Genomic DNA, 12,596 nt, shown 5'->3' with positions numbered 1-12,596 from the left:
CCGCTCTATCGGCTGCTCTTTACGCCAATAGCGCTTTGATCTCTTTACCCTTCCACCTCAGATGCATCCCGATCAGGCCCATCAGGGCAGTGACGATGACAATGTAGTAGGGGACGCGGATGTCGATGCTCATCAATCCGCCTCCGATCAGGGACATGATACCGCCTGCTAGGCAGAACACGGCTGTGGTCACGCCCATGACCCAGCCCTGATCCGTTTCGGCAACGCTGGATGAGAACAGGCCTAGCAGCGTCGGGTAAGAAACGCCGAAGAAGAAGTAGAAGAAAAAGACCGGAATATAGCTCAGCACCCCGCTGGGGCTGAATGCGAAGGCAAAGCCACAGATCACCATGGTGACCAATGAGGTGTAGATGATCTGGTGCTTGCTGAACCTCTCTTGCGCTGGTTTCACAAGGAAGGTGCTGGAAAAGGCCAGCGCAACGCCAATGACCACCATCGCCATGCTGCCCCCTATTACGCCATAACCCCACGCGCTGGTCAGGAAGTTGTCGACGAATACATAGAAAGTAACGTTGGCGACCATGAACAGGGCATAAACTGGCATGATTTTTAGAACCAGCGGGTGTTCGCGCACAGCTATGAGGCTGTCGGTTATGTCGCGGGGGCGGAAGACGAAGGGTTCGCGCTCGGTTCTGGTATCCTTGAAGAACGCGGTCACAAGAAAGATTGCAATCAGGACCAGTACAAACGCCCCGTAGAAAGGCGTTTTCAATGTCGCCGCGCTGCCCAATAAGGCTGCATCGGACAGAACCGCGCCTATGATCGGTCCTCCGACCAAGCCAAAGCTGACACCGGTCACAATATAACCCATGTTGCGGTCGCGGTCGGCAGCGTCGGTGCTGCCATCGATCATTGCCGCCTGCGCAATGGGCTGATTGCCGGCGGTAAATCCGGTGATCGACCGGCCGATGATCAGCAATAGCAGGCTGTTAAGATAAAGCGCGGCGATCGTCAGGGCGTAACCGACCAACGCCCCGGTCAAACAGACCAGAAGAGCATTCTTGCGCCCGATAGAGTCAGAAACTTTCGAGACATAGACCACCCCCAGAAACCAAGACAGGAAGAAGCAGCCAATCACCAGACCATAATAAAAGTGCCTTGTGCCCATGGCCGTGCTTTCCGGCAAGAAGCCGGACTTCGTTTCCATGATCAGGGAGTTGATGATGGGAAACACCAGCCCTTGTCCGATCAGGTCAACAAAGACCACAAACAGCAGGGTGATCTTGGCAATCTTGGTCATGAAAACGCCCCCAGTTCCAATATCTTGGGGCGAGTGTAACAGACAGTTGCCCTGTCACCTAACGGCGTGTCAGAGGCCGGAAAGCCCGACCCCTGAAGGGTGTGATTACTTCAACGAAGCAACTCCCAGCGGGACGCCGGCAACCTCGCACCAAATGTAAACTTCGTTGTAGCCCGAGACATCCATGGTTGGTGGCACGGCATAGGATTGCTTGCCGGTCAGGTGCAGCAGCGCGCCCAGTTTGCTGTCTGGGGCGTATGTGCCGTCCTTGCCAAATGCGACACGCGGGTCGGGGCCGTTGTCCAGCGAAAAGTCGTCGCCCAGTTCAACGATGTAACGCTCGCCATCTTTGACCAGTTTTACCGAACCGGTAGTGACGTGGTTCGAGCGGCCTTCAAATGTGCCTTTCTTTTTTGCGCCACCGGCCAGGGCAGCGGTGGTGCCGACCAGAGACAGGGCCGCGCCGGTAGCTGCAGCTTTCACAAAAAGCGAACGACGAGTCATCATGATGAGGTATCTCCCTAATGTCATACGGACGCAGAGTCCGTCGCGAAAGGTTATGCCGCAGACGCTGTGCATCTGGCGATTCACATCACCACGAAATTCCGTGTGCTGCCCGTGAGTTGCCGTGATCTTCTCGTGATCGGCTTGTGTTTTCGCGCCGTATGATTAGGTTCCGCTGCGAAACATACGGATAGAACACATATGACCGACCTGACCCCGCGCGAGATTGTCTCGGAACTGGACCGCTTTATTATCGGGCAGAAAGACGCGAAACGCGCCGTCGCCGTGGCGCTACGCAACCGCTGGCGGCGCAAGCAGTTGCCAGATGACATCCGCGATGAGGTCTATCCAAAAAACATTTTGATGATCGGACCCACCGGCGTTGGCAAGACCGAGATCAGCCGCCGTCTGGCCAAACTGGCCCGCGCACCCTTCATCAAGGTTGAAGCCACCAAATTCACCGAGGTCGGCTATGTCGGTCGGGACGTTGAACAGATCGTGCGTGATCTGGCTGACGCCGCAATCCTGCAAACCCGCGAGTATATGCGCGAGGATGTCAAAGCCCGCGCCCATCAGGCCGCCGAGGATCGCGTGATCGAGGCGATTGCTGGAACCGACGCCCGCGAAGCGACACGCGAGATGTTCCGTAAGAAGCTGAAAGCGGGTGAGCTGGACGATACCGAAATCGAGTTGGAACTGTCCGATACCACGAACCCGATGCCAATGTTCGATATTCCGGGCCAGCCGGGTGGTCAGATGGGGATGATGAATCTGGGTGATATCTTCGGCAAAGCCTTCGGTGGACGGACCGTCAAGAAACGCATGACTGTCGCTGAAAGCTATGAGGCGTTAATTGGGGAAGAGGCCGACAAGTTGCTGGATGATGAAACCGTCAACCGTGTGGCTTTGGAATCGGTCGAACAGAACGGCATCGTGTTTCTGGATGAGATCGACAAAGTCTGCGCCCGATCCGATGCGCGCGGAGGCGATGTCAGCCGGGAAGGGGTTCAGCGCGACCTGCTGCCTCTGATCGAGGGCACCACTGTCAGCACCAAACATGGCCCTGTGAAAACCGACCATATCCTTTTCATCGCATCCGGTGCGTTTCACATCGCCAAGCCCTCGGACCTGCTGCCAGAACTTCAGGGCCGCTTGCCGATACGCGTGGAACTGCGCGCCCTGACAGAAGAGGATTTCGTACGTATCCTGACCGAGACCGACAACGCTCTGACCCTGCAGTATACTGCCCTGATGGGCACTGAAGAGGTCACGGTCAGTTTCACCGAAGATGGGATCGCAGCCTTGGCCCGGATTGCGGCGGATGTGAACCAAAGCATCGAGAATATCGGTGCGCGGCGGCTTTACACGGTGATGGAGCGCGTGTTCGAAGAGCTTTCGTTCACCGCACCGGATCAGGCAGGGGCTGAGATCACCGTCGATGCAGGTTTCGTGAACGACAATCTTGGCGAACTGACAAAATCCACAGACCTCAGCCGTTACGTTTTGTAACAGGTGCCAGCCGGATTTTGCCAATGAGTCCTGCCCTTAGGCTGGACGCGGGGCGGGAATACGGTAGCGTAGCCCTGTAACTTCACAGGGGCAGAGCGTGCTGCGCTATTTCATCATCATTGTGACGCTGTCTGTGCTGACCGCCTGTGCGGATCGGTCTATCACAGAGATCACACCCGAAGCCCTTAGGGTCGGCACCCCCGCCACGGTCTTTGCCGCCACTACCCGTGCGCGCGAGCCGGATGGCAGCTACGGCGCTAACCGTGCCGAGGCATTGCGTTACCTTGAGATGACCGTCTCGATTCCGCCGTCGCACACGCCGGGTGAACTCAATTTCTCATACGCGAACCCGAATCCGAACAAACAGTTTGTCGTGGCGGATGTTACCGAGTTCTCGGGTCCGCAGGATCTGAAGTCCCGTCTGCGTGGCGTGGATGACGTGGTCATCTTTGTTCACGGGTATAACGCCACGCAGACTGAGACCGCATTTCGGGCCGCTCAGCTGAGCCATGATATCGGTATCCCCGGAACCATTCTGATTTATTCCTGGCCCAGTAAGGCGCGCGGCACCGGTTACGCCTATGATCTGGACAGTATGCTGTTTGCCCGAGACGGGCTGGAACAGACCATTAGACTGCTCAAATCAATGGGCGTAAAGCGGGTTGTACTGATAGCGCATTCGATGGGCAGCGCCCTATCGATGGAGATGATGCGGCAAGCCGAACTACGCGAGCCGGGGTGGGCAAGCCGCAATCTTGAGGGGGTCATCCTGATCTCACCTGATCTGGATGTGGATCTGTTCCGATCCCAGATGAACAGCATCAAGAGCCCGCCCGATCCGTTTGTGGTGATGGTGTCCCAGAAGGACAAGATTCTGAACCTGTCGGCTCGGCTGCGCGGCACCGCGGACAGTCAGAGGTTGGGTAATATCAGTTCGGTCGACGCGTTGGCCGAATATCCGATCAGCGTGATCGACACGACTGCATTCAACAGCGATGCGGGATCATCTCATTTCGTGGCGGCAACGTCTCCGGCGCTGCTGGCCATTCTCAGTTCGGTCCGCCGGGTCAGCAACACCTTTGGCCCCGACCGGCCTGGCATCGATGTCCTTGTCCCACCCAGCGAGCGCAGCGCAGATGGCGCGACCGAGATTGTGCTGACCGAGACCGGGCAGGCGCAGGTCAGCGCGCCCTGATCAGGCACGCATTCGATGATCGGGGTCCAGCGATGGGATCGCATCCAGCAACCGCTTGGTATAGTCTTGCTTGGGTGCGGCAAACAGTTCGCGCGTCGGGGCGCTTTCAACGATCTTGCCGTGATACATCACGACCACAAAATCGCAGGTATGGGCCACAACCGACAGATCGTGGCTGATGAACATGAAGGTCAGGCCCATATCTCGCTGAAGGGATTTCAGCAGGTTCAGGATATCCGCCTGAATCGACACGTCCAGCGCCGCCACGCATTCATCGGCAACTACAAAACGCGGGTTGCAGGCCAGAGCCCGCGCGATAGAAATCCGCTGACGCTGACCGCCCGAAAACGCGTGCGGGTAGCGTCGCAGATGTTCAAGGTTCAACCGGCATTTGCCCGCAATCTCGCGAACCCGCGCATCGGTTTCCTCACGCGATGCGGTCAGGCCCATCACATCCAGCGGTTCGGCTATGATATCACGCACGGTCATCCGAGGACTAAGCGCCGCGTAAGGGTCCTGAAAAATCAACTGAGCCCGACGGCGATAGGACTTGAGATCGGTTGCTGACATTTTGGTCAGATCGAACTGCTCTTCACCATCATCATAGCTTGCGCTACCGCTGGTGATTGGAACCGCATTCAGCAATGCGCGGCCAAGTGTTGTCTTGCCCGAGCCGGACTCGCCGACCACCCCAACAAAAGCCCCTCGCGGGATTTCGATCGAGACGTTGTCGACCGCCTTCAGCGTGCGCTTATTAAACAACCCGCCACCAAGGGGAAATTCGACCGACAGGTTTTCGGTTTTGATCAGTGCATTTGTCATGGCTGGCCTGGCACGTCTTCGGGGAAAATGGCTGCGAAATGGCCGGGGCTGACCTCGGTCAAGGGTGGGCGTTCCGTTTCATATCGCGATCCGGGTTTGAGTTCCGGGTTGCGTGGATGGAACACGCAGCCTGATGGCCGCTCCAGAGGTGAGGGGATATCGCCGGGGATCGGGGTTAGCGGTGCGTCCAGATCATCGAGTTTGGGTAACGCGTTCAGCAGGCCACGCGTATAGGCATGTGCCGGATGGCGGATCACCTCACGCACAGGTCCGCTTTCCATGATCCGACCCAGATACATCACCGCAACCCGGTCGGCGGTTTGGGCGACGACGCTTAGGTCATGGGTGATGAAGACGATACCCATGCCGAACTCGGCCACCAGATCCTTCATCAGATCCAAAACCTGAGCCTGAATGGTCACGTCCAGCGCCGTTGTCGGCTCATCCGCGATCAGCAGTTTGGGCTTGGTCGAAAGCGCCATGGCGATCATCGCCCGCTGACGCATCCCGCCCGACAATTCGAAAGCGTACTGGTTGAACCGGGCCGCTGGTTCAAGGATACCCACTCGGTCCAGCATTTCGATCGATAGTTCTTTGGCCTGCTTTTTGCTGAGGTCCGTGTGGATCAGCAACTGTTCAACCATCTGCTTGCCGATAGTGATCGCGGGGGCAAAGCTGGCCATCGGCTCTTGGAAGATCATACTGATCGCCCCGCCGCGCACAATCTCCATGTCCCTGGGCCGCTTCAGCGCCATGATATCAACCGGGCCGCTGTCGAGATGCAGATCGATCCGGCTTTCCGGCGCATAGATCGCGTTGGGTGGATTTAGTTTCATCAGTGACTTTGCCGTCACTGATTTTCCCGATCCACTTTCGCCGACCAGCCCGAGCACCTCGCCTGGGGCGAGTGAAAACGAAACATCCTCAACCGCCGTGATCAACCCTTCATCGGTTTTGAACTGAACGGACAGGTTTTCGACATCGATCAGGCTCATTTGCGGGTCTCCGAATAAGGATCAGCCGCATCGCGCAGGCCATCGCCAACGAACACGAAAGACATCACGAGAACGACAAAGAAGATGACCGGGATGAAATACCATTGGTAATTCAGCAGAACATCCGCCTTGGTCACATTCTGCAACATCACGCCAAGTGAGTTGACCGGATCTTTCAGCCCCAGCCCGATAAAGCTGAGCGCGGTTTCGCTGAGGACCATATAGGGGAACGAGATCACCAGATCGACGATGATGTAGCTGGTGAAGCTGGGCAGCAGGTGACGCCGGATGATGTGGCCCGGCGACGCGCCGCACAGTTTCGCCGCAAGCACGTATTCCTGATTGCGTTCCGTTAGCAGATGGGTACGCACCCGCCGCGCCAGCGTCGGCCAGCCGACCAGTCCCAATATGGCCGTTATCACGAAAAACCGTGTCTCGGCCGACCACTCCGGCGGGATGAAGGCAGCAATCGCCATGAAAAGGGGTATGGCCGGAACCGTTCGGATCGCGTCGGTGATCATCTGGATCACACTATCGACCATTCCGCCATAGTATCCGGCGACCCCCCCGATCGCGAGCGCCAGTACGAATGAGATCATGACCCCAAGCGTTCCAACCTGCAGCGACGTCCAAACAGCATGCAGCGTGCGGCTGAAGATATCCTTGCCGGCACTGTCGGTTCCGAACAGATGAACATAGCCCTCATCGGCGCCAAACAGGTGGATATCACCGGGGATGAAGCCAAACAGCTTGTATTTATCGCCCCGAACAAAGAACTGGATATATCGGCGTTCATCCTCGTTCACTTTCTCGACCCAGCGGAAATTGGTCGCCAACGAGCGTTCGCGGGTTACCCCGTGCAGGAACGGGCGGATCGAGCAGCCATTCTTGTCGCAGAATTTTGGAATCTGCGGGGCACCGTTCAGATAGTCTTTGTCACGCCCTGCCGCGGTCGGATCATATGGCGAAAGGAACGGGGCGAAGATACCCGACAGGATCAGCACAACCAGAACAGTGGCTGCAATCATTGCCGCGCGCTGTTTCTTGAACCTTGCCCAGATCAACTGACGTTGCGAGGCGGTGAAATAGGCTTCTTTCGCCTTTTGGTTGGTGGATGTCACGCTCATCTGGTCACCTGAGAATACTCTTGCGGACGCGCGGGTCGATGGCCGCAAGCAGAATGTCTGTGAAGAAATTCAACGTCACGATGGAAGCGGTCAGCAGAAAGATGATGGCCCCTGCAAGTTGCTGGTCATTGGACCGTGCCAGCGCTTCCAACAACAGCGCCCCGGCTTCGGTCAATGTCAGGATCAGCGCCACAATGGGGAGTTCGTTGAAAATCCGGTTCAGGTCAAAGCCAAGGCTGTTGACGATCGGCCCCAACGCATGACGGGCCGGATAGCGCCACAGCAGGCGACGGCCATAAATGCCTCGCGCGGCAGCGGCTGTAACGTATAGCTTGCCGATCTCATCCGACATCAACGCGCGAACGGTTTGCAGCGCAAAGGCGGTGGCCGACCAGCCAAGAATGAAGATTGGCAGCCAAGCGTGTTTCAGCAAGTCCAGAAACTTGCCCCATGACCATGGCGCTTCTTTGTACTCGGGCGAGAACAAGCCCGTTAGCGTCTCGCCGAAATAGACGGTCGAAACCAGCATCACCATCAGGGCCAGCAGGAAGTTCGGCATCGCCAAACCCAGATAGCTGACTATCCGCAGCGAGTTGTTCAGTACCGCACTGCGCGAGGCGGCAGAAATGATGCCCACAGGGATTGCAATGGCATAAGCCAGCGTCAAAGCGCCAAGGCAGATCCACAGCGACAGCCAGAACTTGTCGCCCAGCAGCTGTGCAATATTCACCCGCAGGATGCAGCTTTCGCCGAAATCGCCACGAAACGCCCCTGACAACCAGGTGGCCCATCGGGTCAGGAACGGTTGATCCAACCCCAGTCGGGCGCGTTCTGCTGCAACGTCAGCAACGGTGATCGCGGACCCTTGGGTGTTTTTATACGCCAAATAGCGCTCGGCACAGTCACCGGGCACCAGTTCCATCAGTGAAAAAACAATCAGCGATACGATGACCAAAGTGACCAACGCCATAACCGCCCGGGTGGCGGCAAATCTGCAGAATTGCAACATATCTGTCCCCGCGGGATGCGCGAAGGCGGGCGCGGGCGCCCACCTTCTTATCTTATCAACCTTATTCGCTCAGCCACCACTGGGCGGGGCGGTAAGGATAGGTCCGATAGAACTCGTAAGACTGCGTTTTGAACTCGGTAAAGTTCTGCAGGTTGTTCGAGTGATAGATCGGGGCAGGAGCATTCACGGTACCCAGGAACAGCAGCTCGCCGGTCATGATCTCGACCATCTTCTGCGCGGCGGATACTGACGCATCAGAGCCGGGTGCACTGGACTGATAGGTGTCCAATGCAGCCTTCAGATCCGCGACCCAAGCCGGCGGTTCAACACCGTTTTCACCGTTTGAGCTGATGTATTCAGCCCAGAGCATACCTGTACGTACGTCGAAATAGCCATCAAACGGAGGCACCCAGATCTCGCTGTCCCCGAGGATCGACCCGGCTGGCTGGCTCTTCAGCCATAGGCCCATATCCAGCGAGTTGGCCGTTTGTGCGGCGCGGAATTCGTCGGATGTCACCTCTTTGATCGCGGTGTTGACGCCAACGTCTTTCCAGTTCTGAGCAATCAGTTCCACCAGTTGCGCCGAAGCTGGCTGGGTCGAGAACTGCCAATCCAGAACAAACGGATCACCATTCGGCAAGTCGCGGAAGCCATCACCGTCCTTGTCGACAAGACCTACTTCTTCCAGCAGCGCATTGGCGCGCTCTGCGTCGAATTCGATCTCATGGTTCGACCATTTTTCGTCGATGAAATCGGGACGTGGCGAGAAGCCGATGTACTGTGTCGGTGTTCCCAGACCAAAAGCCACAACCTCGTTCAGCTGGTTGCGATCCATAGCAACAGACATCGCAGTTCTGAACCGGATATCGTTAAAGATCGCGCGCTTGGCCTCGTCTTCTGCGGTCACGTTGAAGGTCAGAACCGGATAGCCGATCGAAGGCTTCACCTCGACCGTGTAGTTACCGTTCTCCTGACCTTCGAGCAGCACCGGAGCGGATGTCAGGTTAACACCTTGCGATTTGTAATCGACCTCACCATTCAGCAACTTAAGGGTGCGAACTTCTTCGTCCGGAACGTAAGTTTCATCCATTTCCGAAATGTAGGGAAGCTGGTTACCCTGCGTATCGACCTGGAAGAAATAGGGGTTGGCCACGTAGTGACGACCCTCGGTGCTCTCCTTCACAAGGATATGGCTCTCCAGTGTCGGCATGGTGTCGGTGGGAAGACCCGCCAGTTTGTCACCGGCTGTCAGCATCGGAGATGGCGTATCCATCCAGTCCGAGTTGCCATAATAGGCCTTGATCAGCTCGTACCCGTTTTCATAACCAAGCGCCTGCGCGTTGGCGTCGGCGTTGTCATCCAGCGCCGGGTGGAACTTTTCAAAGAAATGCTTGGGCTGGTAGGGCTGCACATAGGTGAACGAGAATGTCTCAGTCAGGCCAGGCTTGGGCGCGGCAAGGGTAAAGCGGACAGTGGTGTCGTCCAGCGCTTCGACCTTCATGGGCTCACCGCCCGCCAGCGCATAATCCTTCGCTTCGGCGATGACATTGGTGTCCATCATCAGATTGTCGTACCAGAACACAACATCTGCTGAGGTGAACGGTGCACCGTCCGACCATTTGTGACCTTCGCGCAAGGTCACGGTAAGCACGGTGAAGTCATCGTTCCATTCCCAGGATTTCGCCACGTTGGGCACCAAGGTCTGCAGGTCGTCGGAATAGCGGAACAGGTTGACGTGACGCACCGAAAGGAAGTCCGAGGTGCCGCTTTCTGTGGCGTTGGAGAGCGCGTCCAGAACACCGCCATACTGACCTATCGAGTCATAGGGTACGATGACCAACGGGTCGGCCGGCAGACGATCTGCCACGGCCGCAAGATCGCCATTGCCACGGATCATGCCGTTCAGATCCCCAATAGCCGGGTTTTCGGCAAAGCTGAGCGTACAGTTTGCAGCTGATTGAAACTCGGACAGATCAAACTGCTGAGGATAAGCACCTGCTGCGACGCCCTGCATATCCGCGACGGTTGCAGCAGGACAATTGGCCCAGGCCGCGCCCCCGATTGTGGCAAAGGCCACACCTGACATAAGAAGCTTTTTCATGTTTTCTCCCTAGGTTTTGTTTATTTCGTTTTGCGTTTCCGAGAGCCCGATTTGCCCGCTTTGCTTTCGGAGGTTTCTTTGTTCTTTTTTTGCTTCCGGGGCTCTATTTCATCTGGCCCGGATTTGACATCGTATTGCGATGCAATGTGCACTTGGACCCCAGCTTGCTTGAGAACGGGTGCAAACGCATCGGGTGGCGCGATATCGGTCACCAGATCCGTCACCTTGTCGAACGGGCAAGACACGTTGGCCGCCTTTGCACCGAATTTAGTGTGGTCCGCTGCAACGATCATGCGATGCGTGTTCCCTTGCAGCGCACGGGTCAGATCCGCCTCCAGCGGGTTCGAGGCCAATACGCCTCCAACCAGCGACAGTGCATCCGCGCCGCAGATCACCGCGTCATAGCTGTACTGACACGCCAGTTCTTCAGCCGCACGGCCAAAACTGCCTCGCTCGGACCGGATTACTTCGCCCCCTGCCAGAACGGCGCGCGTGCCATTGTGATCGGCCAGGGATGCGACAACTGACAAAGAGTTGCTAACGACGGTCAAACCCCGCAGCTCACGTAGTTGCTCGGCCACATGAGTCATGGTCGAGCCAACGGTGATGAACAACACCATCTCGTCCTCAAGCAACCCGCAGACCCGCTTGGCGATGTTGGTTTTCTCGTCGGCATTATACTCCAACGCGCCCGAAAACATCGGTGTATCCTGCGCCCGAGACAGAAATGTGCCGCCATGCACACGCTCAACCTTGTTCGCGCGCGCCAGTGCCTTGACCAAACGACGCACAGTTTCCTCAGAGACGTCCATGATCTGGGCGATCTGAGTGTTGCGCGCTGACCCCCCCAGCCGCGCAAGGACATCCAGCAGCTCTCGGCCACGATGTGGGATGGTTACGCTATCATCATCCATTTTCAGACTCGGTCACATTTTCGCGCAAAAATCCACAATAAATGTAAATCTTTTGCGACAATTTTGGTTTTTTTGCCTTTTCCGGTCAACATGGCACAGCAAACCTGCAGTTTCATGCGGCGTGACAGGTGGATTTCAGATCTCTTGCAAGAATCATTCAACTCATCCCAGCATGTGTTCATGACGACAATGCGATCAGCGTCACGCCTGCAGCCATCATCACGGCTGCCAGAAGGCGTCGCATGGGATTGCCTTCACCCAGGAACAGAAATCCGATCAGGGCCGCGAAGATCACTGAAGTTTCGCGTAAGGCTGACACGACGCCAAGCGGAGCGAAATTCTTGGCATAAAGCACTAGGCCGTAAGCCGTCATCGACACCATTCCGCCTGCAATCCCAATCGCCCAGATGCGCAGAGGCAAATCAAGCACACGCGCGCCTCGTCGTAGCGCGACAAAGCCCACAACAAAGATATGCAGAACCGAATGCCAGGCCCAATAACTCAGGATGTTGCCTGACACCCGCACGCCCAGGCCATCCACAAGCGAGTAGATGGAAATAAAGCAGCCCGTTCCCAATGCGAAAACAAGCGATGCCCTACCGACCCCTTGCCTCAAAACCGACCAGCTGGACAGTTGAATGCCGGTGGCAATCACCGCGATCCCAATCCAGGCCTGCGTCGGCAGATGTTCGCCCGCAAATATCACGGCCCAAAGAGCGACCAGCGCAGGAACCACACCGCGCGCGATCGGGTACACCACACTGAGATCACCATGCCGGTAGGCCTGATTCAGCATGTAGAAATATCCGAAATGAACAACGGTCGAACCTGCCAGATATGGCAGGCTCTCGACATTCGGGAGCGGCAGAACCGCCACCATCAGCGCCCCCGGGATAACATGCCCCAGTGCAACCAGACCCAGCGTGACCGTTCGGTCAGCGGCCGTTTTTACAACCGTGTTCCAGATCGCATGCAGTAACGCGGCCGCAAGGATTATGAGAACGATTTCAGCGCTCACTGTCAGATCGCCGTATTAAACAGCTCAGTGATGTTTTGTTGGTTGAGTTGGATCGGATTCCCTCCGCATGAGGGGTCGATGATTGCGCCTTGGACCAGTTCGGGGATGGCGGCTTTGGTGACGCCGAGGTCGGAGAGATTG

Annotated in this window: 11 protein-coding genes and 1 pseudogene; 2 read left to right on the top strand and 10 right to left on the bottom strand. The window is 56.8% G+C overall.

The annotated features are described in order from the left end of the window. Positions 1–19 precede the first annotated feature (19 nt). Entirely contained in the window at positions 20–1,261 is a 1,242-nt protein-coding gene (locus ACRZ9U_RS14310) for an MFS transporter (protein WP_170397806.1), read from the bottom strand. Positions 1,262–1,366: 105 nt separating this feature from the next. Beyond that, positions 1,367–1,768: a DM13 domain-containing protein gene (locus tag ACRZ9U_RS14305; RefSeq protein ID WP_170397803.1), complete on the bottom strand. Its 402-nt coding sequence runs from the start codon at positions 1,766–1,768 to the stop codon at positions 1,367–1,369. 198 nt (positions 1,769–1,966) lie between these two features. Between ACRZ9U_RS14305 and hslU the strand changes: the two genes are divergently transcribed. Together hslU and ACRZ9U_RS14295 are read left to right on the top strand one after the other, a co-directional pair. Further along, entirely contained in the window at positions 1,967–3,274 is a 1,308-nt protein-coding gene (gene hslU / locus ACRZ9U_RS14300; protein WP_170407914.1) for an ATP-dependent protease ATPase subunit HslU, read from the top strand. 97 nt (positions 3,275–3,371) lie between these two features. After that, on the top strand, positions 3,372–4,469 hold the full coding sequence (locus ACRZ9U_RS14295; RefSeq protein WP_170407913.1) for an alpha/beta fold hydrolase: 1,098 nt from the start codon (positions 3,372–3,374) through the stop codon (positions 4,467–4,469). On the opposite strand, the gene ACRZ9U_RS14290 is transcribed toward ACRZ9U_RS14295, so the two are convergent. The 8 genes and pseudogenes from ACRZ9U_RS14290 to ACRZ9U_RS14255 all read right to left on the bottom strand — a co-directional run. After that, positions 4,470–5,291: an ATP-binding cassette domain-containing protein gene (locus ACRZ9U_RS14290; RefSeq protein WP_170407911.1), complete on the bottom strand. Its 822-nt coding sequence runs from the start codon at positions 5,289–5,291 to the stop codon at positions 4,470–4,472. After that, positions 5,288–6,286: an ABC transporter ATP-binding protein gene (locus ACRZ9U_RS14285; protein WP_170407909.1), complete on the bottom strand. Its 999-nt coding sequence runs from the start codon at positions 6,284–6,286 to the stop codon at positions 5,288–5,290. The genes ACRZ9U_RS14290 and ACRZ9U_RS14285 overlap by 4 nt, the downstream gene beginning before the upstream one ends. Next, the gene (locus tag ACRZ9U_RS14280) at positions 6,283–7,413 is read right to left on the bottom strand and encodes an ABC transporter permease (RefSeq protein ID WP_170407907.1); all 1,131 of its coding nucleotides are present in this window, start codon (positions 7,411–7,413) and stop codon (positions 6,283–6,285) included. The genes ACRZ9U_RS14285 and ACRZ9U_RS14280 overlap by 4 nt, the downstream gene beginning before the upstream one ends. A 4-nt stretch (positions 7,414–7,417) precedes the next feature. Next, positions 7,418–8,422 carry an ABC transporter permease gene (locus ACRZ9U_RS14275; RefSeq protein WP_170407905.1) on the bottom strand — a complete coding sequence of 335 codons (1,005 nt, stop codon included), beginning with the start codon at positions 8,420–8,422 and terminating at the stop codon, positions 7,418–7,420. Between the two features lie 61 nt (positions 8,423–8,483). Next, on the bottom strand, positions 8,484–10,523 hold the full coding sequence (locus ACRZ9U_RS14270; protein ID WP_170407903.1) for an ABC transporter substrate-binding protein: 2,040 nt from the start codon (positions 10,521–10,523) through the stop codon (positions 8,484–8,486). A gap of 20 nt (positions 10,524–10,543) precedes the next feature. Further along, positions 10,544–11,437, bottom strand: a complete 894-nt coding sequence (locus tag ACRZ9U_RS14265) for a DeoR/GlpR family DNA-binding transcription regulator (protein ID WP_170407901.1) — start codon at positions 11,435–11,437, stop codon at positions 10,544–10,546. A gap of 178 nt (positions 11,438–11,615) precedes the next feature. Next, on the bottom strand, positions 11,616–12,455 hold the full coding sequence (locus tag ACRZ9U_RS14260) for an EamA family transporter (RefSeq protein ID WP_170407899.1): 840 nt from the start codon (positions 12,453–12,455) through the stop codon (positions 11,616–11,618). A 2-nt stretch (positions 12,456–12,457) separates the two neighbouring features. Beyond that, a pseudogene (locus tag ACRZ9U_RS14255) lies at positions 12,458–12,596 on the bottom strand (iron-containing alcohol dehydrogenase); the annotation flags it as partial.

Source organism: Ruegeria sp. D7 (genome assembly GCF_056534355.1).
The sequence above is the reverse complement of the archived record's forward strand: the minus strand, read 5'-3'. Positions and strand labels throughout refer to the sequence as shown.

Excerpts from the sequence above, each read along its gene's own strand:
- ACRZ9U_RS14280 (WP_170407907.1), bottom strand. The coding sequence starts at position 7,413 with ATGAGCGTGACATCCACCAACCAAAAGGCGAAAGAAGCCTATTTCACC.
- ACRZ9U_RS14290 (WP_170407911.1), bottom strand. The coding sequence starts at position 5,291 with ATGACAAATGCACTGATCAAAACCGAAAACCTGTCGGTCGAATTTCCC.
- ACRZ9U_RS14265 (WP_170407901.1), bottom strand. The coding sequence starts at position 11,437 with ATGGATGATGATAGCGTAACCATCCCACATCGTGGCCGAGAGCTGCTG.
- ACRZ9U_RS14310 (WP_170397806.1), bottom strand. The coding sequence starts at position 1,261 with ATGACCAAGATTGCCAAGATCACCCTGCTGTTTGTGGTCTTTGTTGAC.
- hslU (WP_170407914.1), top strand. The coding sequence starts at position 1,967 with ATGACCGACCTGACCCCGCGCGAGATTGTCTCGGAACTGGACCGCTTT.
- ACRZ9U_RS14270 (WP_170407903.1), bottom strand. The coding sequence starts at position 10,523 with ATGAAAAAGCTTCTTATGTCAGGTGTGGCCTTTGCCACAATCGGGGGC.
- ACRZ9U_RS14275 (WP_170407905.1), bottom strand. The coding sequence starts at position 8,422 with ATGTTGCAATTCTGCAGATTTGCCGCCACCCGGGCGGTTATGGCGTTG.
- ACRZ9U_RS14305 (WP_170397803.1), bottom strand. The coding sequence starts at position 1,768 with ATGATGACTCGTCGTTCGCTTTTTGTGAAAGCTGCAGCTACCGGCGCG.
- ACRZ9U_RS14285 (WP_170407909.1), bottom strand. The coding sequence starts at position 6,286 with ATGAGCCTGATCGATGTCGAAAACCTGTCCGTTCAGTTCAAAACCGAT.